Here is a 23732-nt window from a genome sequence, read left to right as displayed (position 1 = left end):
TGCGGGGCCGTTCCGCGCTGTTTCCAGGCCCGTTCCACAGTGTTCACGGTCGGCGCACCACCCCCGGAAACGCGTTCAAGTCAATCTCCGGCACCATACGAACGCCCTGGTCACGCCACCAGGGAACATGCGGGCGAGGCTGAGCGGAGAACCGCCGCGATCAAGCCGTACCCCGCGTTCCGCGTTAGTCCGCGTCGCTCCCGGATCAAGCATCACCTCGAACATATTCACGATCTACACACAGGTGATGCACCGTGCGCACGCAAGCGCGAAGACTTCTCACGACCACCCTCGCTCTGGCCCTGCTCGCCCTCCCGGGCGCCGCCCCCTCCTGGGCATCGCCCCGGGACCGGCCGCCCGCTGCTCCTCCCTCGGCCACCGCCCCGGCCGCGGAGCGGACGGCCGCGGAGCGGACGGCCGCGGACCTCCCGAAGCCGCCCGTCGCGATGACGCAGGACGAGCGACGCAAGCAGTTACGGCAGAAGCGCCACGAACAATCGCCCCTGCGCGCCTACATCGAACCCCCGGCCGGGAAGCCGTCCACACCGCCCCACGCCCGGCCCACGGAACCCGCGAAGCAGGGCCCGGCAGCCGCGTCCGCCGGCGGAGCGGCCGCACCGCCCGGGGCGCGGGCGACGGGGAACCCGGTCTGGGTCAACGCGTACGCCTCCGCCTACCCGGCCAAGCTGTCCATCGGCGGACAGCTCAAGCTGCCCACCGCCACGGCGTCCTCCTACTCCGGCATGTGGCTGTACGTCGTCGACGAGGCGGGCACCTTCGTCCACCAGCAGGAGATCAAGCGGTCCACCGGCGACCCGACAGGCCGGTACCTGGACAACGGGGCCTGGTGCTACGGATGGTGGGCCTCGAACCCCTACCCTGTCGACCAGTGCTTCTGGTGGAGCGGCAGCGCCCTCGGCGGGCATCTGAAGGACGGCACGAAGTACTACGCCTGGATCTTCCTCACCGGCACGGACGGCACGTCCAGTCCGGGCGGCACCACCTCTCCCCTGGTCGAGGCCTTCTACACCCCCGACATCCCCGGAGCCCAGGCCGGCATCTGCACCTGCTACGCACAGGCGCACCGCGCGGACCCGGTCAACACGGCGACCGGCGTGTTCTTCGAGCGGTTCACCGACGCTTCCCTGGTCGGTCCGGGTGTGCCGCTGGCCCTGGAGCGCACCTACCGTTCCGACTCGGCCGCCACCGGCCTGCTGGGGCGCGGGTGGGCGACACCGTACGACTCGAAGCTGACGATCGCGACGGGGAAGGTGACGTACCGGACGGATGACGGAGCATCGTTCGTCTTCACGCGGAAGAGCGACGGGACGTACACCGCTCCGGCGGGTTCGGCGGCCACGCTCGTCAAGGGCGCCGGCGACTTCACCCTCACCACGCCCGACCGCACCCGGCGGACCTTCTCCGACACCGGTCGGCTCACCTCGCTCGTGGACCGGGCCGGAAAGGGACTGACCCTGACCTACGCCTCCGGCAGGCTCGCCTCCGTCGAGGACGCCTCCGGGCGCACCACGACGTTCACCGTCGGTAGCGACGGCCTGCTGACCGAGGTGGCCCTGCCGGACGCGACATCCGTGACGTACGGCTACACCGGCGGTCTGCTGACCTCGGTGACCGACCAGGCGGGCAAGGCCTCCTCGTACGCCTACGACTCGGGCCGGCGGCTGTCCTCGTACACCGACCCTGCGGGCGGGACGGTCCGCAACGTCTACGACGCCTCCGGCCGGATCACCTCCCAGACCGACCAGAAGGGCAAGGTCACCACCTTCACCCGGGACGGCAGCCGTGAGTCGCACACCACGGCCCCCGACGGGGGCGTGTGGACGGATGTCTACTCCGGCAACGTCCTGATGTCCTCCATCGACCCCTACGGCAAGAGCGTCACCTACGACTACGACCGCGAACTGCGGCCCGTCGCCATCACCGACCAGCGCGGCAACACCACGACGATGACGTACGACGGCGCGGGCCGGATGCTCACCCGGAAGGCGCCGTCGGCCCTCGGCTACGAGGAGAGCTGGACCTACGACGGCGCGGGCAACATCACCGGCCACACCGACGGCCGCGGCAACCGGACGGCGTACGCGTACAACGCGTCGAACCAGCTGACGTCCACGACGGACCCGATGGGCGGTGTCACCCGCTACACCTACACCGCGCTCGGCACCCTCCGGACCGTCACCACCCCGCGCGGGAAGACCACCACCTACGGCTACGACGCGGCGGGCAACCGGACTTCGGTCACCACGCCGCTGGGCAACAGGACGACGTTCACGTACGACGCGGCCGGACGGGTCGCGACCAGGACGGACCCGCGCGGCCATGTCACGGGCGCCGACCCGGCCGCGTACACCACGCGGTACGCCTACGACGGGCGCGGGCTGCTCAGCTCGGCCACCGACCCGCTGGGCCGCACGACACGCTACGAGTACAACGGCGCCGAGCAGTTGACCTCGGCGAAGGACCCGGCGGGCAACACCACCCGCTACGCCTACGACGACGCCGGGAACCTGACCCGGACGACCGACGCGGCAGGCAAGTCCGTCGTCCGCACCTACGACACCGGCGGACGCCTCACCTCGGAGACCGACGCAGTCGGCAACAAGGCCACCTACACCTACGACAAGGTGGGCCGGATACTCACGGCCGTCGCGCCGCGCGGGAACGTCGCCGGGGGCAACCCGGCCGCATACACGACGAGTTACGCCTATGACGCGGCGGGCAACCGTACAAAGGTCACCGACCCCGCGGGCAAGGCCACCACGACCACCTACGACGCGGTCAACCGGGCGCTGGTGGTCACCGACCCGCTGGGGAACACCACCGGGTACGCCTACGACGCCAACGACAACGTCACCAAGGTCACCGACGCGCTCGGGAAGACGGTCACCTCCGCCTACGACAAGAACAACCGGCTGACCGGCACCACGAACCAGCTCGCGAAGACCACGACGTACGCCTACGACGCCGACGGCCATCTGATCGGCCGCACCTCGCCCCTGGGCCACAAGGCGAGCTGGACCTACGACGACGACGGCCGCCGGGCCACCTCCGTCGACCCGCGCGGCAACGCCGCCGGAGCCGCATCCGCCCAGTACGCCACCACCTACGGCTACGACCCGGCGGGCAACCCGATCTCCGTGAAGGACCCGCTCGGCGGCGCGAGCGGCACGACGCTCGACGCGGTCGGAAACGTCACGGGCCGCACTGACGCGGACGGGCGCCGGACCGCGTACGCCTACGACGACCTGGACCGGCTCACCACCATCACCGCGCCCGACGGGGCGGTCACGGCCTACGGCTACGACCCGGTCGGCAACCTGATCCGGCGGACCGACGCCAACGACCACGCGACCGTCTACGGCTACGACGACGCGCGCCGCCTCACCTCGGTCACCGACCCGCTGGACCGGGTGACGAGTTACGCGTACGACGCCGACTCCCGCCTGACCGGGAAGACCACCCCGCGCGGCTCGACCGGACACACCTTCGACCCGCGCGGCCTGCTCACGAAGACCGACTACTCGGACGCGACACCGGACGTCACCTTCGGGTACGACGACGCCGGACGGATGACAGCCCGCACCAACACGAAGATCTCCGAGGACTTCGGCTACGACGCGGTCGGCAACCTCACCAGGACCCGCGGCTTCGCCTACACCTACGACGCCGCCGGGCAGATGCTCACCCGCAAGTACTCCGACGGCAACACCATCGCGTACACCTACGACGACGACGGCCGCACGGCCACCATGAAGGCCGACTCGACGACGACCACGTACACCTGGGATCCGGCGGGCCACCTCACCAGGTCGGCCCTGCCCAACACCGAGACCGAGGACCGCACGTACGACCGGGCCGGCCGGCTGACGGCCGTCACCTCCGTCAAGGGAGGCGCCACGGTAACCCGGACCGCGCAGACCCTGTCGGCGGCGGGCCTGCCCACGCGCACCGACGTCACCCGGGCCGGGGTCGGCACGGGCGGCTGGGACCTGACGTACGACGACGCCGGGCGCCTCACCTCCGGCTGCTACCCGCAGCCCTGGGTCGCCGGCTGCGCTACGAGCCGCACCACCTCCTACACATACGACGGGGTCGGCAACCGCCTGACCTCCACGCTGGGCGCCACATCGACCTCGTACGCCTACGACGCGGCCGACCAGCTGATCTCGACCACGACGGGCGCCACGACCACGCCCTACACCTACGACACGGAGGGCAACCGGACCAAGGCCGGAGCGGACACCTACACCTACGACCTGGCCGGGCGGATCTCCGCCGCCACCGTCGCGGGTTCCGGCTACACCTACGACCACGACGCGAGCGGCAACCAGGTCGCCGTGTCCAGGAACGGCGCCGTCACCAGCCGCACCCAGTGGGACCCCAACGGGCCGCTGCCGATCCTGGCGACCGAGTACGACAGCGCCTGGAGGCTCGAACAGTCCTACCGCTACGACCCGCTGGGCCGGCCCACCGCCACCAGGACGGGTGCGGGCGCGGTCTTCTTCTACCACCACGACACCCAGGGCTCGCCGGTCGACGTGACCAGCTCGAACGGGACCCTGCACCAGCGCTGGGCATACGACCCGTACGGCACCCGGGTGCTCAACACCACGGCGGCCGGGGCACCCGCGAGCACGCCGTCCTACACCGGCGCCCGCTTCGAGGCCAGCACCGGCGACCTGGACCTGCACGCCCGCCAGTACACCCCGGCCACCGGCCGCTTCGACCGTCCGGACCCGGCCACGAGGCCCCTGACCACCCCGTACGTCTCGTCCTACGCGTACGCCGACAACCAGCCCACCTTCCTCACCGACCCGAGCGGGCTGACCCCGGTACCGGGCGATGACGGCAACGGCCATGTCGACAGCCTCGGCGAGGGTCTGAGGATCTTCGGCAACGGCTTCGTGCAAGGGCTCAAGATGCCCTTCGAATTCGTCGGCGACCTCCATGGCGCCTTCACCGGCCAGAACGGCGGCGCTGGGGCCTTCGTCGACAAGTACCTCCCCGTTCGCCCGGCCTACCGCCTCTACCGCGCGGAGTACATGCTCCGCCAGCAGGGCTGCGACGCGCTCGCGGACCTGTACGGGGAGGCCGCGGAGGAACTGACCCAGCAGATCGCCGTGACCGGGATCGGGGGGCTCACGGGGTGGCGGCGGGCGGCCGTGGCTCCCGAACTGCGCGGGCACGACATACCCACACACGGCAAGGGTGTGGGCCCCGCCGCGGAACGGCTCCCCGGCGGACGCCCCGACGGCCAGGCCGTCGTCGCCGGCCACGGTTGGTACGTCCGCGGCACCGGGGACACCGACATGCCCAGTGGCACCTGGGGATACTTCTACGTGGCGGACGGCGTCGGCCTTCGCCAGTCCGTCGGCCTCGCGATAGAGCAGGGGAAGAAGATCAAGCCCACGGAGATCGTCGGTCCGGGCAAGTCGTTCCCGGACTACACCGTGGCACCCGGGTCCGACCTGAGGATGCTGAGCGGTTCCATCACGGTGAGCAAGGAGACCTTGCTCAGCGAGATCCTCAAACCCAATATGGGCCCGGTCCATCTGGCGATCTGCCGGAAACACTGCGACCCGCGACGCTGAGGGACAGCACATGAGCCACTACCCTGATCTGTCACCGTACTCCTACGACGAGTCACCCCGTGCCATGCTCAACGTCGGATGGCTGCATCCCAAACACGGCTACGCCACCGGCGTCGTGGACGAACGGGTGGTGCAGGCGTTGGTGATCCTCAGCGCCGCCTACGAGAACCAGATGCGCGGCTTTCACAGGTGCGAGTTCTGCGACACGGACCGGGTCTCCGTCTGCGGCGGGCCGAACGGGGACACCCGGGTATGGCTCGGCTCGGCGGAGATCCGGGTGAAGGGAGAGGACGGAACAATCTACGCCGCTCCGAACCTGGTCATCCACTACATCACCGCGCACCGCTACTGCCCGCCCGAGAGATTCTGCCGTGCGGCGGTCGAAGCGGCGGGAATCGATGCGCCCGGACCGCTGAGTCTGGTCGAGTAGCACCCTCGGACGGCGCCCGGGCGCCACCTCTGCTCCGAGGACGGGGCGGTGGGCGCGCCGGGCCCGTACGCGAGAGCGCCACCGGGGCGGCTCATGCCGCCCCGGTGCCTTCAGCACCTGCTCAGGAGCCCCCCGTGACCCCCGCCACCAGCTCGTCCGCCGCCGCGTACGGGTCCAGGGTCCCCGCCACGATGCGCTCGGCCAGGGCGTGCAGACGGCGGTCGCCGCGCAGGTCGGCGATCCTCTCGCGGAGCGCGGTGACGGCGATCGTCTCGACCTCGTGGGACGCGCGGGCCGTGCGGCGGGCGGCCAGTACTCCGTGCTCCTCCATCCAGGCCCGGTGCTTCTCCAGGGCTTCCACGACCTCGTCGATGCCCTCGCCCCGGGCCGCGACCGTCTTGACGATCGGGGGGCGCCAGTCGCCGGGGGCGCGGGACTCGCCGAGGCCCAGCATGTGGTTCAGCTCGCGGGCGGTGGCGTCGGCGCCGTCGCGGTCGGCCTTGTTGACCACGTAGACGTCACCGATCTCCAGGATTCCGGCCTTGGCCGCCTGGATGCCGTCGCCCATGCCGGGGGCGAGCAGGACGACGGAGGTGTCGGCCTGGGAGGCGATCTCCACCTCGGACTGGCCGACGCCGACCGTCTCGACGAGGACCACGTCGCAACCCGCCGCGTCCAGCACCCGGATCGCCTGGGGGGCGGACCAGGCGAGGCCGCCCAGGTGGCCCCGGGTGGCCATCGAGCGGATGTAGACGCCGGGGTCGGACGCGTGGTCCGACATCCGGACCCGGTCGCCCAGCAGGGCGCCGCCGGAGAAGGGCGAGGACGGGTCGACGGCGAGGACGCCGACCCGTTTGCCCGCCCGGCGGTAGGCGGAGACCAGGGCCGATGTGGACGTGGACTTGCCGACGCCGGGCGAGCCCGTGAGCCCGACGACGTAGGCGTGGCCCGCCAGCGGTGCCAGCGCGGCCATCACCTCGCGCAGTTGCGGGGACGCCCCCTCCACCAGCGAGATCAGCCGGGCCACCGCACGCGGCCTGCCTGCTCGCGCCTGCTCGACCAGCGTGGGGACGTCCACGTCCACGTTCACCGCTCCGTTCGCCTTGCCCTAGCCCTGGAATCCGTACGGGTCTGGAATCCGTACGGGTACTACTTGCCCGGAACGCGGATGATCAGTGCGTCGCCCTGGCCGCCGCCGCCGCACAGCGCCGCCGCGCCCGTGCCGCCGCCGCGCCGCTTCAGCTCCAGGGCCAGGTGGAGGACGACCCGGGCACCGGACATCCCGATGGGGTGGCCGAGCGCGATCGCGCCGCCGTTGACGTTGACCTTGTCCGAGGTGACGCCCAGGTCCTTCATGGACTGGACGGCGACGGCCGCGAACGCCTCGTTGATCTCGATCAGGTCGAGGTCGTCGACGGTCAGGCCGTCCTTCTTGAGGGCGTGCCGGATGGCTCCCGAGGGCTGCGACTGGAGGGAGTTGTCGGGGCCCGCGACGTTTCCGTGGGCGCCGATCTCGGCGATCCAGTCGAGGCCGAGCTCCTCGGCCCTGGCCTTGCTCATGACGACGACCGCGGCGGCGCCGTCGGAGATCTGCGAGGAGGTGCCCGCGGTGATCGTGCCGTCCTTGGCGAAGGCCGGGCGCAGCTTACCGAGGGACTCCACGGTCGTCTCGGGACGGATGCCCTCGTCCTTGGCGAACAGGACCGGGTCTCCCTTGCGCTGCGGGATCTCGACCGGGGTGATCTCGGCCTCGAAGACGCCGTTCTTCTGGGCGGCGGCGGCCCGCTGGTGGGAGAGGGCGCCGATCGCGTCCTGGGTGGTGCGGTCGAGGCCGAGGCGGGTGTTGTGCTTCTCGGTGGACTCGCCCATGGGGATGTTCTCGTAGGCGTCGGTGAGACCGTCGTGCGCCATCGAGTCCAGCATCTCGATCGCGCCGTACTTGTAGCCCTCGCGGGACTTGGGGAGCAGGTGCGGGGCGTTGGTCATGGACTCCTGGCCGCCCGCGACCACGACGTCGAACTCCCCGGCGCGGATGAGCTGGTCGGCCAGAGCGATGGCGTCCAGCCCGGACAGACACACCTTGTTGATCGTGAGCGCGGGCACGTTCATCGGGATGCCGGCCTTGACGGCGGCCTGCCGGGCGGGGATCTGGCCCGCGCCCGCCTGGAGCACCTGGCCCATGATCACGTACTGGACCTGGTCGCCGCCGATGCCCGCCCGGTCCAGGGCGGCCTTGATCGCCACTCCGCCGAGGTCGGCCGCGGAGAAGCTCTTGAGGGAGCCGAGGAGGCGGCCCATGGGCGTCCGGGCGCCCGCGACGATCACTGAGGTGGTGGTACCGGTCGTTGCTGGCATGGGCACGGCCCCTTGGGATCGGATGTGAACGAGGGTTTACCTGAATGTACTGAGCGGTGCCGCGCCCGTCATCCGGCTGCCGGTGTGATCGCGCGCACGTTGCGTAACCGTGGCGGGAGCCGGGGCGCGGAGCCATGCTGAGTTCATGCTGACGCGCATCGATCACATCGGAATCGCCTGTTTCGACCTGGACAGGACCGTCGACTTCTACCGTGCCACGTACGGGTTCGAGGTGTTCCACACCGAGATCAACGAGGAGCAGGGCGTCCGGGAGGCCATGCTCAAGATCAACGAGACCTCGGACGGCGGGGCTTCGTACCTCCAGCTGCTGGAGCCGACCCGGGAGGACTCGGCCGTGGGCAAGTGGCTGGCGAAGAACGGGGAGGGCGTCCACCACATCGCCTTCGGTACGGCGGACGTCGACGGGGACGCCGCGGACATCCGTGAGAAGGGCGTCCGGGTGCTGTACGACGAGCCCAGGACGGGTTCGATGGGGTCCCGGATCACGTTCCTGCACCCCAAGGACTGCCACGGAGTCCTCACCGAACTGGTCACGAGCAGCCCGGAGCACTGACCTGGCGGATATCCGGCCCGGTAGAGTGGGCGGTTCCGGGCCGGGGCCGGGTCGGGGCCGTACCGCGTCCTCGTCGTTTGTCTGTCACCATTCCCCGGGGGACCGCTCGCCGGCGAGCGGTACTCGTGCGTTGCGACCAGGGTTGGGGTCTCCCCTGCTCGAACGACGTTGAGAGCTCGGGGAAGGATGGGACCGCGCAGTGCGGGGCTACGAACGCCAGGAGAGCCACCGAGCTGAAGACGACCATCTCTCGCGGTTCGAAGCCGAGATGGACCGGCTGAAGACCGACCGGGAGAAGGCCGTCCAGCACGCCGAGGACCTCGGTTACCAGGTCGAGGTCTTGCGCGCCAAGCTGCACGAGGCTCGGCGCAATCTCGCGACCCGTCCCGCCTATGACAGCGCGGACATCGGCTACCAGGCCGAACAGCTCCTTCGGAACGCGCAGGTCCAGGCCGAGCAGATGCGCAGCGACGCCGAGCGCGAACTGCGCGAGGCCCGGGCCCAGACGCAGCGGATTCTCCAGGAGCACGCCGAGCACCAGGCCCGCCTCCAGGCGGAGTTGCACACCGAGGCCGTGCAGCGCAGGCAGCGGCTCGACCAGGAGCTGGCCGAGCGCCGCCAGACCGTCGAGTCGCACGTCAACGAGAACGTCGCCTGGGCCGAGCAGCTGCGCGCCCGGACCGAGGCGCAGGCCCGTCGGCTCATGGACGAGTCCCGCGCCGAGGCCGAACAGGCGCTGGCCGCCGCCCGCAACGAGGCCGCCCGGCTGGCCGAGGAGACCCGCCAGCGGGTCGGCGCGGACACCGAGGCGGCCAGGGCCGAAGCCGAAGCGATCCTGCTGCGCGCCCGCAAGGACGCCGAGCGGCTCCTCGGGGCCGCGTCCGCGCAGGCCCAGGAGGCCACCAGCCACGCGGAGCAGCTGCGTTCCAGCACGACCGCCGAGACCGACCAGGCCCGCCGCCAGACCGCCGAGCTGAACCGGTCCGCCGAGCAGCGCCTCGCGGAGGCCGAGACCCGGCTGCGCGAGTCCCGCCTGGAGGCCGACAAGGTCCTCGCCGAGGCGAAGGAGGCGGCCGCCAAGCAGCTGGCCGCCGCCGAGTCGCAGAACGAGCAGCGCACCCGTACGGCCAAGTCGGAGATCGCCCGGCTGGTCGGCGAGGCCACCAAGAGCGCCGACGCCCTCAAGGAAGAGGCCGAGCAGGCCCTGTCCGACGCCCGCGCCGAGGCGGAGCGGCTGGTCGCGGAGGCCGCCGAGAAGGCCGGTACGGTCGCCGCCGAGGAGGCCGCGGCCCAGCTGGCGAAGGCCGCCCGCAGCGCCGAGGAGGTGCTGACCAAGGCTTCCGAGGACGCGCAGTCGACGACGAAGGCGGCGAGCGAGGAGGCCGAGCGCATCCGCCGCGAGGCGGAGGCCGAGGCGGACCGGCTGCGCGGCGAGGCCGCCGAGCAGGCCGACCAGCTCAAGGGCGCGGCCAAGGACGACACCAAGGAGTACCGGGCCAAGACGGTCGAGCTCCAGGAGGAGGCCCGCCGACTGCGCGGCGAGGCCGAGCAGCTGCGCTCCGAGGCGGTCGCCGAGGGCGAGCGCATCCGGAGCGAGGCCCGCCGCGAGGCGGTCCAGCAGCTGGAGGAGGGTGCACGCACCGCCGAGGAGCTGCTGACCAAGGCCCGCGCCGACGCCGACGAGCTGCGCACCAAGGCGAACGGCGAGAGCGAGCGCATCCGCGCCGAGGCCGCCGAGCGGGCCGCCACCCTGCGCAAGCAGGCCGAGGAGACGCTGGAGCGCACGCGCGCCGAGGCCGACAAGCTGCGGGCCGAGGCCGAGGAGCAGGCGGCGGCGACCACGGAGGCGGCCGAGCGGGCCGCTGCCGAGCTGCGCGAGGAGACAGAGCGCGGCCTCGCCGCCCGGCAGGCCGAGGCCGCCGAGGAGCAGACCCGGCTGCACGGCGAGGCCGAGGCCCGGCTCGCCGCCGCCGAGGAGGCGCTCGGCGAGGCGCGTACGGAAGCGGAACGCATCCGCCGCGAGACGGCCGAGGAGGCGGAGCGGCAGCGAGCCGAGACCGCCGAGCGCGTGCGGGCGCTGACCGAGCAGGCGGGGGTGGAGGCCGAGCGGCTGCGCGACGAGGCCGCCGCAGACGCCTCACAGGCCCGGGCCGAGGCCGAGAGCCTGGCCGTACGGCTGCGCACGGAGGCGTCCGCCGAGGCCGAGCGGCTCAGGTCCGAGGCGCAGGAGAGCGCCGACCGCGTGCGTGCGGAGGCGGCCGCAGCCGCCGAGCGGGTCGCCACCGAGGCGGCCGAGGCGCTGGAAGCCGCCCAGGAGGAGGCGTCCCGCCGCCGCCGGGAGGCCGAGGAGATCCTCGGCGCGGCCCGGACCGAGGCGGAGCAGGAGCGCGAGCGGGCCCGCGAGCAGAGCGAGGAGCTGCTCGCCTCCGCCCGCAAGCGGGTCGAGGAGGCGCAGGCCGAGGCGCAGCGGCTGGTCGCGGAGGCGGACGCCCGGGCCACCGAGCTGGTCGCGGCTGCCGAGCAGACCGCCCAGCAGGTGCGGGACTCCGTCGCCGGTCTCCAGGAGCAGGCCGAGGAGGAGATCGCCGGGCTGCGCTCGACGGCCGAGCACGTCGCGGAGCGCACGCGCGGCGAGGCGCAGGAGGAGGCGGACCGGGTCCGCGCCGACGCGCACGCCGAGCGGGAACGGGCGTCCGAGGACGCGAGCCGGATCCGCCGGGAGGCGAACGAGGAGAGCGAGGCGGCGAAGGCGCTGGCCGAGCGGACGGTCGCCGACGCGATCGCCGAGGCGGAGCGGCTGCGCGCGGACACCTCCGAGTACAGCCAGCGGATGCGTACGGAAGCCTCCGACGCCCTCGCGTCGGCGGAGCAGGACGCGTCCAAGGCCCGGGCCGAGGCCCGTCAGGACGCCAACCGCATCCGCTCGGAGGCGGCGGCGCAGGCGGACCTGCTGATCACCGAGTCCACGACCGAGAGCGAGCGCATCCGCACCGAAGCGGACCGGGCGGCCGAGGCGCTGGTGGTCGAGGCCACCACGGAGGCCAACCGCCGTCGGGCCGACTCCACCGAGCAGGCGGACCGGACGCTGGCCGAGGCGGGCGCCGAGGCGGAACGGATGCGCACGGAGGCGGCCGAGCGGCTCGGTTCCGCGCAGGAGCACGCGGCCCGGACCCGCGAGGAGGCCGAACGGCTGCGCAGCGATGCGGAGTCGGCGGCCGAGGAGCTGCGCGCGGAGGCCCGCCAGGAGGCGGACCGGGTGCTGGACGAGGCCCGCGAGGCGGCGGCCAAGCGCCGGGCGGACGCGGCCGAGCAGGCGGACCAGCTCATCAACAAGGCGCGGGAGGAGGCGCTGCGCACGGCCACCGAGGCCGAGGGGCAGGCCGACACCATGGTCGGCGCGGCCCGCAAGGAGGCCGAACGGATCACCTCGGAGGCGACCGTCGAGGGCAACACCCTCGTGGAGCGCGCCCGTGCCGACGCCGACGAACTGCTGGTCGGCGCCCGGCGCGACGCGACGCAGATCCGGGAGCGGGCCGAGGAGCTGCGGGCCCGGCTGGAGAGCGAGATCGAGGAGCTGCACGAGCGGGCCCGCCGCGAGACGTCCGAGCAGATGAAGACGGCGGGCGAGCGCGTCGACAACCTGATGAAGGCGGCGACCGAGCAGCGCGAGGAGGCCGAGGCGAAGGCCAAGCAGCTGCTGGCGGAGGCCAATTCGGAGGCCAGCAAGGTACGGATCGCCGCGGTGAAGCGGGCCGAGTCGCTGCTGAAGGAGGCCGAGGCCAAGAAGGCCGGGCTGATCCGCGAGGCGGAGAAGCTGCGTGCCGACGCGGAGGCCGAGGCCAAGAAGACGGTCGACGAGGGACAGCGCGAGCTGGATGTCCTGGTGCGCAGGCGCGAGGACATCAATGCGGAGATCTCCCGTGTCCAGGACGTGCTCGAAGCGTTGGAGTCTTTCGAGGCTCCGACCGGGGGCGGTAAACCGGCGGGCGGCTCCGCGGGAGGCGTCAAGGCTCCAGCGGCGGCGGGCAGCCGTTCGGGGGGCAAGTCGTCCGAGCGGTAGCGACCTACCGGACGGTAGTGATCTACGGGGGCCCGTGCTTCGTCATGGACATTCAACCCTTCGAGTGCAAGTACTCCGGGGGTCAGCCACTCAAAAGGGGTGTCATTCTCCAGATCAAACCGGCATCTGCACGCTGACACGCCGCTATGGCCCCTAGGATTCCCCCTATCACCTCACCGGTCTCATTCGACAGGAACCCCATGAGCGACCCTTCCTCCCCCTTCGGCTTCGAGCTCGTGCGACGTGGTTACGACCGCGGTCAGGTGGACGACCGCATTACCAAGCTCGTCGCCGACCGTGACAGTGCTCTGGCCCGAATCACCTCTCTGGAAAAGCGCATCGAGGAGCTGCACCTCGAAACGCAGAACGCCCAGGCCCAGGTCAATGACGCCGAGCCGTCGTACGCCGGTCTCGGTGCCCGTGTCGAGAAGATTCTCCGCCTCGCCGAGGAGGAGGCCAAGGACCTGCGCGAGGAGGCCCGTCGCGCGGCCGAGCAGCACCGCGAGCTCGCCGAGTCGGCCGCCCAGCAGGTGCGCAACGACGCCGAGTCGTTCGCCGCCGAGCGCAAGGCGAAGGCCGAGGACGAGGGCGTCCGTATCGTCGAGAAGGCCCAGGGCGAGGCGAACACCCTGCGCTCGGACGCCCAGAAGGACGCCCAGCAGAAGCGCGAGGAGGCCGACGCCCTCTTCGAGGAGACCCGCGCCAAGGCCGCCCAGGCCGCGGCCGACTTCGAGACGAACCTCGCCAAGCGCCGCGAGCAGTCGGAGCGCGACCTCGCATCCCGTCAGGCCAAGGCCGAGAAGCGCCTCGCCGAGATCGAGCACCGCGCCGAGCAGCTCCGCCTGGAGGCCGAGAAGCTCCGTACGGACGCCGAGCGCCGGGCCCGCCAGACGGTGGAGACCGCGCAGCGCCAGGCCGAGGACATCGTCGCCGACGCCAACGCCAAGGCCGACCGGATCCGCAGCGAATCGGAGCGCGAGCTGGCGGCGCTCACCAACCGCCGCGACTCGATCAACGCGCAGCTGACCAACGTCCGCGAGATGCTGGCGACGCTGACCGGCGCCGCCGTGGCCGCCGCCGGCAACCCGGTGGAGGACGAGGCCGCCACCCGTGGCGTGCCCGCCCAGCAGACCCGCTGACGCCACGTCGGCACCCGCAGTACCCGCGATACCCCCGTGTGCGCCCGGTTCCGCCTTTGTGGTGGCGCCGGGCGCTCGGGCGTTCTAGCGTAGGCGCATGATCGAGCTTGAGGGACTCACCAAACGGTTCGGCAGCAAGATCGCTGTTGATCACCTGACATGTCAGGTTAAACCGGGTATCGTGACGGGCTTTCTGGGCCCCAACGGGGCAGGCAAGTCCACCACGATGCGGATGATGCTCGATCTCGACAATCCGACCAGTGGCACGGTGCGCATCGACGGCAAGCACTACCGCGACCTCCAGGAACCGCTGAAGTACATCGGGGCGCTCCTCGACGCCAAGGCGATGCACGGCGGCCGCAGCGCGTACAACAACCTGCTGTGCCTGGCGCAGAGCAACCGCATCCCGAGCAGCCGGGTCGACGAGGTGCTCGACATGGTCGGCCTCAGCGCGGTGGCGCGGAAGAAGTCCAAGGGGTTCTCCCTCGGCATGGGCCAGCGGCTCGGCATCGCGTCGGCACTGCTCGGCGATCCCGAGATCCTGATGTTCGACGAACCGGTCAACGGACTGGACCCCGAGGGAATTCACTGGATCCGCAATCTGATGAAGGCGCTCGCCTCGGAGGGCCGGACGATCTTCGTCTCATCCCACCTGATGAGCGAAATGGCGCTGACCGCGGACCATTTGATCGTGATCGGCCAGGGCAAGCTGCTCGCCGACACCTCGATGGCGGACTTCATCCATGAGAACTCCCGCAGCTATGTGCGGCTGCGCTCGCCCCAGCAGGAACGGCTGCGCGATGTGCTGCACCAGGAGGGATTCACGGTCGTCGAGACGGGCAGCGGGACCCTGGAGATCGACGGCGCCACCACCGAGGAGCTCGGCGAGCTGGCCGCCCGTCACCAGGTGGTGCTGCACGAGCTGAGCGCCCAGCGGGCCTCGCTGGAGGACGCCTTCATGCAGATGACCGCCGCTTCCGTCGAGTATCACGCCCACTCCGAACGGGACCCCGTCGCCGGGGCGCCCGCGGTGGGCGCGGGCTGGGGCGAGGACTGGAACAAGCAGGGCGCCACCGAGAACGAGGGGAAGTGACGACGATGGCATCGGTACCCGCGGTTCTCACCTCGGAGTGGACCAAGATCCGATCGGTCTCCTCGACGACCTGGACCCTCATCTGCGCGTTCGTCGTCACGGTCGCGATGGGCGCGGCGCTGAGCGCCCTGCTGAACGCCACGTTCGACGACCTCTCGGAGGCCGAGCAGGTCACGTTCGACCCCACGCTCGTCAGCTTCTCCGGGACGGTCCTCGGCCAGCTCGCCATGGTCGTGTTCGGGGTGCTCGTCGTCGGTACGGAGTACAGCTCCGGCATGATCCGCACCTCGCTGGCGGCCGTGCCGCAGCGCGGGACGCTGCTCTTCAGCAAGATCACGGTGGCCGGGGTGCTCGCCCTCCTCGTGGGCCTGCTCACCAGCTTCGTCTCGTTCTTCCTCGGCCAGGCACTGCTGGGCGACCGGGGCACGGACATCGGTGCGGAGAACGTGCTGCGCGCGGTGGTCGGCGCCGGTCTCTACATGGGACTGATCGCGATCTTCTCCATGGGGGTGGCGGCCATGCTGCGCAGCTCCATGCTTTCGCTGGGCATCCTGATGCCGTTCTTCTTCCTGGTCTCACAGATCCTGATCGCGGTGCCGTACGCGAAGGACGTCGCCCGGTACTTCCCCGACCAGGCCGGTTCCAAGATCATGCAGGTCGTCCCGGGGGCACTGAACAGCGATCCAGCACCGTACGGCCCCTGGGCCGGCCTCGGGATCATGGTTCTCTGGGTGCTGGCCGCGCTGCTCGGCGGCTACCTGGTCCTGAAGAAGCGCGACGCGTGAGCCCGTAACGGCCTGCTCGCACGCCGTGCGCGACTTGGCCGGAACCGTCAAGGCCTGGTTATCCTCCTAACTCTTACGGGGGTGCGCGGCCAGGTGGCCCGAGCCCCGACGACCGAGTGAAGTCGATGGGGCTGGAGAATGATCGAGGCAGTCGGCCTGACCAAGCGCTACGGCGCGAAGACGGCCGTGGACGACCTTTCCTTCCAGGTGCGGCCGGGTGCCGTCACCGGGTTCCTCGGTCCCAACGGGTCGGGCAAGTCCACGACCATGCGCATGATCCTCGGCCTGGACCGCCCCACCGCAGGTCGCGTCACGATCTGCGGCCACCCCTACCGCAGCCTGCCCAACGCGCCGCGCCAGGTCGGCGCGCTGCTGGACGCCAAGGCCGTGCACGGCGGCCGCACCGCCCGTAACCACCTGCTGTCCCTGGCCCAGCTCGCGGGCATCCCGGCGGCACGGGTCGACGAGGTGCTGGGTGTCGTGGGTCTTCAGGACGTCGCCAGGCGGCGCTCCAGCGGCTTCTCCCTCGGCATGGGCCAGCGGCTCGGGATCGCGGCGGCGCTGCTCGGCGATCCGCAGGTGCTGCTCTTCGACGAGCCGGTCAACGGTCTCGACCCGGAGGGCATCCACTGGGTCCGCAACCTGATGAAGATGCTGGCCGCCGAGGGCCGTACGGTCTTCGTCTCGTCCCATCTGATGAGCGAGATGGCGCTCACCGCGGACCATCTGATCGTGATCGGCCGCGGCCGGCTGCTCTCCGACATGAGCGTCAAGGACTTCATCTCGGCGAACTCCGCCGACTTCGCCCGCGTACGGGTGCCGACGGGCGACCCCGCGGAGCGCGAGAAGCTGACGGCCTCGCTCATCGAGGCGGGCGGCCGGGTCATGTCGGAGCCGGACGGGGCCCTGCGCGTCACCGGGCTGCCGCTGCCGAGGATCAGCGACGTGGCGCACGCGAACGACGTACGGCTCTGGGAGCTCTCGCCGCACCAGGCCTCCCTTGAGGAGGCGTACATGCGGATGACGCAGGGCGTGGTCGACTACCGCTCGACGGACGACGCCAAGGCGGGCCTCGCGGAGCCGCAGCAGGGCCCGTACGGGGACGGCTCGGGCGGTTACGGGGCCGCGCCCGGCCACGGGGACCCCCGACCGGTGGAGGTGCCGCAGGACGGCTGGTACGCCCCGCCGCCGCCCGGACAGAACCCGTACGCGGCCTCCGGGAGGGACGCGGAGGCGCGCAAAGCCCCCGCGGCCTCCTTCCCCGCTCCCGTAGCGGCCCCCGAGACAGCCCCCGAGCCCTCTCCCGCCGCCCCGGCCGGACAGCAGACCAGCGAGGACCCCCGATGACGACGCCGGCCACCCCCCAGGCCCACGAGCGGCAGGCGCCGGGACACGGTCCGGCGGTGTCCTACACCTCGCCCATCCCGATCCGCCCCGCGACCCTCGGCGACGCGATCGCCTCGGAGTGGACGAAGATCCGTTCCGTGCGCTCCACGATCTGGACGCTCGGCGTGATGGTCGTGCTGATGCTGGCGGTCGGGGTGGGGTCGGCGCTGCTGATCGCCGCCACGGACACCGACCTGATGGGCGAGCCCGTCCTGGGCCTCGGCTTCTTCGGGGTGCTGCTGGGCTCGATCTGTGTGATCACCCTCGGCGTGCTGACCATCGGCTCCGAGTACAGCACCGGCATGATCCGTACGACGCTGACGGCCTGCCCCAGCCGGAGCCGGGTGCTGACGGCGAAGGCCATCGTCTTCTTCCTGCTGACCTTCGCCCTCACGACGGTGGCCGCCACGGTCATCGCGGCGTTCCAGACCCTGATCCTGGACGGCGGCACCGCCTCGGGTTCCCTGTGGCTGCGCGCCACCCTCGGGGCCGGGGTCTACATCGCGACCCTCGGCCTGCTGTCCCTGGGCGTCGGTGCGATCGTCCGGCACTCGGCGGGCGCGATCACGATCATGATCGGTGTGGTGCTGCTGCCTCTGGTGCTCGCGCCGTTCATGTACGCGGAGAGCCTGCGCGGCCTCCAGCGCTTCCTGATCGAGTACTCGATCCCGAACCAGCTCGGCGCGCTGTACGGCACGACGGTGACCAGCTCCGGGCCGTCCGGCTGGGAGCCGCTGCTGCTGATGCCGCTGCTGGCCGCCGCGGCGCTGGGCGGGGCGTACGCGGCGCTGAAACAGCGTGATGTCTGAGGCACCCGGCCCCTCGGCTCGGCCGGGGCGCCCGGGCCTGTGGGCTCAGTAGCGCGGCGCGTTCCTGGACCGCTGCACCCGTGTGGTGCGGCGGTCCTTCGCGTTCCAGCACGCCTTGTGCCAGTGCCTGCGGTCGTCGATCCCGCCGAACTCGGGCCAGGCGACGAGGTGCGGGACGCCGGAGGGGATCTCCTGGTCGCAGCCGGGGCAGCGGTAGCGCTTGCCCTGGGCGCTCGCGCCGCTGACCGGGCGCACCGACCACTCCTCGCCCTGCCAGCTCTCGGTGGCCCCTCCCCCGCCGTACCGTCCGGGCGCCGTGCCGGGCCGGTCGGCGGGACTCTCGCCACCACGGGGGCGGTTTCGGCGCGGGGACACAGGACACCTCACGGGGGCGGTTCGGGCACGGCGGGTTCAAGCCTAGAGCCTCGCTTCCGGGACAGCCGTCGGGTACGGCGGGCGGCCCGATCCGGCAGCGGGGTGAGTTAGCGGAAAATCGCAACAACTTCTTCGTGGACCGTGCCTTTGGCACGTGTCAGACGTTGTTGCCAGTGGGGGAGAACCGCGTCGGGCCGCAAGGAGGCAATAGGCGATGCGCATCGGAACGTTCGTTCTGGCAGCCCAGTTCCCGGGGCAGGGGCCGGGTGAGGCCCTGCACCGGGCCGTCCGGTCCGCCGAGGCCGCTGAGGCGTCGGGGCTCGACTCGGTCTGGCTGGCCGAGCACCACTTCGTGCCGTACGGAGTCTGCCCGTCCGCCACCACGCTGGCCGCGCTGCTGCTGGGCCGCACCCGCAGGATCCGGATCGGCACCGCGGTCAGTGTCCTGCCCAACCACCACCCGGTCGCCCTCGGCGAACAGGCCGCGCTGCTGCATCTGACCAGCGGCGGCCGCTTCTCGCTGGGGGTGGGCCGGGGTGGTCCCTGGGTGGACCTGGAGGTTTTCGGCGGCGGTCTCGACGCCTATGAGAACGGCTTCCCCGAGGCACTGGACCTGCTGCTCGACTGGCTGCGGGAGCCGAGGGTCGCGGGGCGCGGCGAGCGGTTCGGCTTCCGCGAGGTGGCCGTGGTGCCGCGCGCGGACGAGCTGCTGACCGGGCCGGACGAGGCGGGGGCGGGGGCGGGCGCTTGTGGGCCCGAGGTCGTCGTCGCGTGCACCTCGGCGTCGAGCGTACGGCTCGCGGCGCGGCAGGGGCTCCCGATGCTGCTGGGCATGCACTGCGGGGACGAGGAGAAGGCGGACATGGTCGCCCTGTGGCGTACGGCCGCCCGAGAGGCCGGTCAGCCGCCCGAGGTGGTGGAGGGGGCCGCACATGTGTCCGCAGGGGTGGCCCAGCTCGCGGACAGCCCCGGGGACGCGGTGGAGACGCTGGTGAAGACGATGCCAGGGTGGCTGCGGCAGGGGCTCGACGCCCATGTCACGGTCGACGGCAGGCACCGCGTGATGCGGGACCCCGTCGCGTATACGGAGTTGCTGTGCGGGCTGCACCCGGTGGGCACGCCGAAGCTGGCCGCCGACCGCCTCGCGGCCACCGCCGAGCGGACGGGGATCACGCGCTTCGCCCTGCTGGTGGAGGGGTCGGGGGATCTCGCGGCGACCGAGGAGAACGTCCGACGACTGGGCGCCGACGTGCTGCCCCTGCTCACCTGACCTGCGCATGCCGGTGTTCCTCGGCGACATCTCTGGGGGACCTGTGGTGCGGTGGTACGGGAGCTGCCGCCCCGGAGCCAGTTGCACCTCCCGCGGCCCGGAACGGCAGCAGAAGCGTTCAGCAGTCCCGTAGTTCGGGCGACTGGTTGAGCAACTGGCCCCTCACCGAGGTGAACTTGGCCAGTCGGTCGTCGACCGAGGCGTCCAGCGGGAACACCGCGACGCGGTGGCAGTTCTGGAATGCGAGACGCACTCCGAAGTGCCGCTGAAGCGCGCCGCGTATCGCATCACTCGCGAGCGCGCGCAGCAGCTGACCACGTGCCTGCTCGTCCGGCGGAGGCGTCTGGTTGTCGGCGAACTGTCCACCTTCCACCTTCAGCTGAGCCACCAGCGAGCTGATCATCTCCCATGCGTAGGGCAGGGAGGTCCGGACGCAGTCGACGAAGTCGGCTTCGTCGACCTCGCCTCGCTCGGCCTGTTCCAACAGCGCCGGTGAGACGTCGAGCGACATGGGTTCTCCTCTCGCGACCCCGGGCAGTGGCCGGGGCCTTACGGGCAGGGAAGAAGGGCGACGACGCAGCGTGCACGGACGGCGACCTCCTGCTTCCACGGTAAGCGTGCGATCGGGGCCGCACCAGGAGATTGGGAACACAACCGGCCAATAACGAAGGGGCGCAAAGAGGGGCAAGCCCGCGCGGCCGCAACGCCGCGCGCACCGAGTGACAGGGGGCAACAGGTGGGGAAATCGCGCCGGGCCCCCGTCGTCGAGTAGCGTTGCCGACCATGCGTCTCGTCATCGCCCGTTGCTCCGTGGACTACGCGGGCCGGCTCACAGCCCACCTGCCCTCTGCCCCCCGTCTGATCCTGGTGAAGGCGGACGGCAGCGTCTCCATCCACGCCGACGACCGGGCGTACAAGCCCCTCAACTGGATGTCCCCGCCGTGCACCCTGAAGGAGGGCGCCGGCGAGGACGAAGGCGTCTGGACCGTGGTGAACAAGGCGGGCGAGAAACTGATCATCACGATGGAGGAAATCCTTCACGACTCCTCCTACGAGCTCGGCGTCGACCCGGGGCTGATCAAGGACGGCGTGGAAGCGCACCTCCAGGAGCTGCTCGCGGACCGGATCGAGATCCTCGGCGAGGGCCACACCCTGATCCGCCGTGAATACCCCACCGCGATCGGCCCGGTGGACATCCTGTGCCGGGACGCGGACGGGGGGACGGTGGCCGTGGAGCTGAAGCGCCGGGGTGACATCGACGGCGTCGAGCAGCTGACCCGCTATCTGGAACTGCTGAACCGCGACCCGCATCTCGCACCGGTCCGGGGCGTCTTCGCGGCGCAGGAGATCAAGCCGCAGGCCCGGGTGCTGGCCACGGACCGGGGCATCGGCTGCCTGGTCCTCGACTACGACGCGATGCGCGGCATCGAGGACGACAAGCTCCGGCTGTTCTGACCCCTGCCGGAGGGAGCCGGGCTGCCCGCGTTCGACGCGGACGGCCCGGCTTTCGCGTATGTCCGGGAGCCTTTGGTACGCCCTGGAGCCTTGACGTATGCCCTGGAGCGCTCAGGCCGTCGCGTCGGTGGCCGGGGTCGGCTCCGGGGCACTCGCCGACTCCACGGGGCCGCTCGCGGAAGAGGTGCCCTCCGACTCCGAGGGGTCGTCGGTGGGCGTCTCGGTGGGCGGGGTCGTCGGCGGCTCGGTCGGCGGAGTCGTCGGCGTCTCGGTGGGCGGGGTCGTCGGCGGCTCGGTGGGCGTGGTCGGCTTCCCGCTGGGCGACGGGTCGTCGGACGGGCTGCTGCTCTCACTGCCCGTCGGCCCGTCCGTCGGGGTGGTGCCGGTGCTCGTGGAGGCGCTCGGGGACGGCGTACCGGAGGTACTGGGGGTGGCCGGGCCCGAGGCGCCCGGGGTCGTCGGGGCCGCGCCGCCGGTCGTCTCCCGCCCCGGTGTGGAGCCGTCCTGCGGCTCGTCGGCGGGCGTGTCGTCGTCGGTGCCGTCCTCGGAGGCCGACTGCTCGGTGGTGACGTTGCGGCTGCCCGGTTCCTCGCTGCCCGTGGTGACGCCGAGGGTGACGACGGTGCCGAGCACGGCGATCAGCAGCGCGCCCGCGCCCGCCGCGGCGAGGTTGTGCCGGGCCCCGCCCAGGAGCGCGCGGGCGCCGTTCTTGTACGGGGCGGGGCCCGGCGGCAGCAAGGAGATCAGGGTCGGGTCCGGCATCGAGTCCGGGCCGTCCTGCCGGTCCGGCCGGGCGAACACCGGCGGGCCCGGGAACCCGCCGGGCGGCGTGCCCGGGCCGTCCCGGCGTACGACGGGCACCTCGTCGCCCGAGGGGATGCGGCCGAGGGGGGTGAAGTCGCCGGAGCGGTCCGCGACCAGGGCGAGCGCACGGCGTCCGGCGACGGCCCCGGACTTGTCGGCGAGCGCGCCGCGCATACCGATCGAGGTCTCCAGCTCGGTCCGGGCCCGGTCCGGGTTGCCGGTGCAGAGCGCGAGGACGCCCAACTCGTGGTGGAAGTAGGCCTCCTCGGCGACCTCACCGGCGCTCCTGGCGGCCTCCTGGCCGATCCTCAGGGCCCGTTCCCAGGCTCCCCAGCCCAGGCCCGCGGCGAAGGCCGGGGCGGCGCTGCGGGCGAGCAGGACGGCGGCGCTGGCCGCGCCCGCCTCGTCGCCGGGGACCAGCCGGGCCAGGGAGGCGACGATCGCGTCGGACTCGGCGACCGCGCGCTGCGGGGTGACCGAGGGGTGCGAGGTCCACCAGGCGTAGTGCTGGGCGGCGGTACGGGCGTGGGCGGCGGCCTCGTCCGCGTAGCCGCCGGCCTCCAGCTGGGCGAGCACCCCTGCGGCGAGGCGGTAGCGCGGTCCGGCCGGGGAGAGCAGGCCGCAGCCCGCGAGTTCGCCGAGTGCGGCGTCCGCGTGGGTGTCGCCCACGAGGGCCGGCAGGTGGGCCTGGTGGGGCACCTCGCCGCCGAGGGCGACGGCGAAGCGCAGGGTCTCGCGGGCGGCCTCGCTGAGCCGGGAGGCCAGCAGCACGGCGGGCGCGGCGCCCTCGCCGAGGCTCGGCAGGGGGACGTCCAGGGCTTCGGCGGTGGGTGCTTCGGGGACCGGAGGCGCGTCGTCCGGGCGTGGCTCGAAGTAGTCGTACTCGTCGAAGGCCGTGGGGTCGACGCGCAGCTGGTCGCCCTGGCGGAGCAGGGACCCCGCCTGGACGAAGCGCAGCGGCAGCCCTTCGGACTCGAACCAGAGGTCGCCCGCCCAGTTCCGCTCGTCCTCGGTGAGGGGGCGCTCGACGACCTGCTCCAGCAGCTCCAGCGAGGCGCCGCGGCCGAGGCCCGCGAGGAGGACCTCCTCCACGTGGCCCTCCACACCGGGGGTGGCGGCCTCGGGGGTGGCGGCGAACAGGAAGGCGCACTCGGGGGTGGCGCCGAGCAGTTCGTCCAGGGCCGCCCCGGCTATCTCCAGGTCGTCGACGGTGACGACGGCGCCGATGCCCCGCACGAACGTGAGCAGTTCCTCGCGGTCGGGGCGGTGCAGCGGGGCCCGGTAGACCGTGTCGAAGAGGGCGTACAGCAGGTCGGTGGCGGTGCGCCCGCGGCCGCTGAGGCGTACGACGCCGTCGGGGGCGAGGTCGGCGCAGTCGGCGGCGACGACGTCCAGCAGGGCGGTGCGGCCCGATCCGGCCTGGCCGGTCAGGCGTACGCTGCGGCCGCGCGCCAGCAGCCCGACCAGGCGCTCGCGCTCCTCCTGGCGCTCCAGCAGGGCCGGCTGCGGGGCGGGCGGGCCCGGGGGAACGGGGGGTGCGCCAGCGCGCTCGTGGTCGGCGCGCTCGGCGGGGGTGCGGCGGACG

At 72.0% G+C, this 23732-nt stretch carries 16 protein-coding genes; 11 read left to right on the top strand and 5 right to left on the bottom strand.

Annotation, left to right across the window (positions count from 1 at the left end; translation table 11 throughout):
* The first annotated feature begins 446 nt into the window (after window positions 1-446).
* Together CIB93_RS19355 and CIB93_RS19350 are read left to right on the top strand one after the other, a co-directional pair.
* The gene (locus tag CIB93_RS19355; RefSeq protein ID WP_096628461.1) at window positions 447-5612 is read left to right on the top strand and encodes a DUF6531 domain-containing protein; all 5166 of its coding nucleotides are present in this window, start codon (window positions 447-449) and stop codon (window positions 5610-5612) included.
* Between the two features lie 10 nt (window positions 5613-5622).
* Window positions 5623-6042, top strand: coding sequence for a hypothetical protein (locus tag CIB93_RS19350; RefSeq protein ID WP_096628379.1), 420 nt, complete (start codon window positions 5623-5625; stop codon window positions 6040-6042).
* Window positions 6043-6163: 121 nt separating this feature from the next.
* Here CIB93_RS19350 and meaB read toward each other — a convergent pair whose 3' ends face one another.
* Entirely contained in the window at window positions 6164-7132 is a 969-nt protein-coding gene (meaB, locus tag CIB93_RS19345; RefSeq protein ID WP_179500166.1) for a methylmalonyl Co-A mutase-associated GTPase MeaB, read from the bottom strand.
* Between the two features lie 59 nt (window positions 7133-7191).
* Window positions 7192-8397 carry an acetyl-CoA C-acetyltransferase gene (locus CIB93_RS19340; protein WP_096628378.1) on the bottom strand — a complete coding sequence of 402 codons (1206 nt, stop codon included), beginning with the start codon at window positions 8395-8397 and terminating at the stop codon, window positions 7192-7194.
* Between the two features lie 145 nt (window positions 8398-8542).
* On the opposite strand from CIB93_RS19340, the gene mce reads away from it, so the two are divergent.
* The 7 genes from mce to CIB93_RS19305 all read left to right on the top strand — a co-directional run bounded on the left by mce (window position 8543) and on the right by CIB93_RS19305 (window position 18243).
* Window positions 8543-8971: a methylmalonyl-CoA epimerase gene (gene mce, locus CIB93_RS19335; protein ID WP_096628376.1), complete on the top strand. Its 429-nt coding sequence runs from the start codon at window positions 8543-8545 to the stop codon at window positions 8969-8971.
* Between the two features lie 199 nt (window positions 8972-9170).
* The gene (gene scy, locus CIB93_RS19330; RefSeq protein ID WP_096628375.1) at window positions 9171-13031 is read left to right on the top strand and encodes a polarized growth protein Scy; all 3861 of its coding nucleotides are present in this window, start codon (window positions 9171-9173) and stop codon (window positions 13029-13031) included.
* Between the two features lie 200 nt (window positions 13032-13231).
* A complete protein-coding gene (locus tag CIB93_RS19325; RefSeq protein ID WP_096628373.1) occupies window positions 13232-14170 on the top strand; it encodes a cellulose-binding protein in 939 nt (312 codons plus the stop codon).
* Window positions 14171-14267: 97 nt separating this feature from the next.
* Complete coding sequence (locus CIB93_RS19320) at window positions 14268-15263, top strand: ABC transporter ATP-binding protein (RefSeq protein WP_096628372.1); 996 nt, start codon at window positions 14268-14270, stop codon at window positions 15261-15263.
* 5 nt (window positions 15264-15268) lie between these two features.
* Window positions 15269-16048 (top strand): ABC transporter permease subunit, encoded by a 780-nt coding sequence (locus tag CIB93_RS19315; protein WP_096628457.1) that lies wholly within the window; start codon window positions 15269-15271, stop codon window positions 16046-16048.
* A gap of 138 nt (window positions 16049-16186) precedes the next feature.
* Window positions 16187-17395 (top strand): ABC transporter ATP-binding protein, encoded by a 1209-nt coding sequence (locus CIB93_RS19310; protein WP_096628370.1) that lies wholly within the window; start codon window positions 16187-16189, stop codon window positions 17393-17395.
* On the top strand, window positions 17392-18243 hold the full coding sequence (locus tag CIB93_RS19305; protein WP_096628369.1) for an ABC transporter permease subunit: 852 nt from the start codon (window positions 17392-17394) through the stop codon (window positions 18241-18243). Before CIB93_RS19310 ends, CIB93_RS19305 begins: the two co-directional genes overlap by 4 nt.
* A gap of 45 nt (window positions 18244-18288) precedes the next feature.
* Here CIB93_RS19305 and CIB93_RS19300 read toward each other — a convergent pair whose 3' ends face one another.
* The gene (locus CIB93_RS19300; RefSeq protein ID WP_096628367.1) at window positions 18289-18618 is read right to left on the bottom strand and encodes an ATP/GTP-binding protein; all 330 of its coding nucleotides are present in this window, start codon (window positions 18616-18618) and stop codon (window positions 18289-18291) included.
* Window positions 18619-18832: 214 nt separating this feature from the next.
* On the opposite strand from CIB93_RS19300, the gene CIB93_RS19295 reads away from it, so the two are divergent.
* Window positions 18833-19888 (top strand): LLM class flavin-dependent oxidoreductase, encoded by a 1056-nt coding sequence (locus tag CIB93_RS19295; protein WP_096628366.1) that lies wholly within the window; start codon window positions 18833-18835, stop codon window positions 19886-19888.
* A gap of 118 nt (window positions 19889-20006) precedes the next feature.
* On the opposite strand, the gene CIB93_RS19290 is transcribed toward CIB93_RS19295, so the two are convergent.
* Complete coding sequence (locus CIB93_RS19290; protein WP_096628364.1) at window positions 20007-20399, bottom strand: SCO5389 family protein; 393 nt, start codon at window positions 20397-20399, stop codon at window positions 20007-20009.
* Between the two features lie 272 nt (window positions 20400-20671).
* Between CIB93_RS19290 and nucS the strand changes: the two genes are divergently transcribed.
* A complete protein-coding gene (gene nucS / locus CIB93_RS19285; protein WP_096628456.1) occupies window positions 20672-21343 on the top strand; it encodes an endonuclease NucS in 672 nt (223 codons plus the stop codon).
* Window positions 21344-21454: 111 nt separating this feature from the next.
* Here nucS and CIB93_RS19280 read toward each other — a convergent pair.
* Window positions 21455-23732: AAA family ATPase (locus CIB93_RS19280; RefSeq protein ID WP_096628363.1), on the bottom strand; the 2278-nt coding region annotated here is incomplete at its 5' end.

The sequence above is a fragment of the Streptomyces sp. WZ.A104 genome, assembly GCF_002382885.1.
Lineage (GTDB): Bacteria > Actinomycetota > Actinomycetes > Streptomycetales > Streptomycetaceae > Streptomyces.
Note: the sequence above shows the minus strand (reverse complement) of the source record. Positions and strands in the feature narration are given on the sequence as shown.

Excerpts from the sequence above, each read along its gene's own strand:
- CIB93_RS19340 (WP_096628378.1), bottom strand. The coding sequence starts at position 8,397 with ATGCCAGCAACGACCGGTACCACCACCTCAGTGATCGTCGCGGGCGCC.
- CIB93_RS19305 (WP_096628369.1), top strand. The coding sequence starts at position 17,392 with ATGACGACGCCGGCCACCCCCCAGGCCCACGAGCGGCAGGCGCCGGGA.
- CIB93_RS19355 (WP_096628461.1), top strand. The coding sequence starts at position 447 with ATGACGCAGGACGAGCGACGCAAGCAGTTACGGCAGAAGCGCCACGAA.
- nucS (WP_096628456.1), top strand. The coding sequence starts at position 20,672 with ATGCGTCTCGTCATCGCCCGTTGCTCCGTGGACTACGCGGGCCGGCTC.
- CIB93_RS19320 (WP_096628372.1), top strand. The coding sequence starts at position 14,268 with ATGATCGAGCTTGAGGGACTCACCAAACGGTTCGGCAGCAAGATCGCT.
- CIB93_RS19310 (WP_096628370.1), top strand. The coding sequence starts at position 16,187 with ATGATCGAGGCAGTCGGCCTGACCAAGCGCTACGGCGCGAAGACGGCC.
- CIB93_RS19325 (WP_096628373.1), top strand. The coding sequence starts at position 13,232 with ATGAGCGACCCTTCCTCCCCCTTCGGCTTCGAGCTCGTGCGACGTGGT.
- CIB93_RS19350 (WP_096628379.1), top strand. The coding sequence starts at position 5,623 with ATGAGCCACTACCCTGATCTGTCACCGTACTCCTACGACGAGTCACCC.
- mce (WP_096628376.1), top strand. The coding sequence starts at position 8,543 with ATGCTGACGCGCATCGATCACATCGGAATCGCCTGTTTCGACCTGGAC.
- CIB93_RS19290 (WP_096628364.1), bottom strand. The coding sequence starts at position 20,399 with ATGTCGCTCGACGTCTCACCGGCGCTGTTGGAACAGGCCGAGCGAGGC.
- CIB93_RS19295 (WP_096628366.1), top strand. The coding sequence starts at position 18,833 with ATGCGCATCGGAACGTTCGTTCTGGCAGCCCAGTTCCCGGGGCAGGGG.
- CIB93_RS19315 (WP_096628457.1), top strand. The coding sequence starts at position 15,269 with ATGGCATCGGTACCCGCGGTTCTCACCTCGGAGTGGACCAAGATCCGA.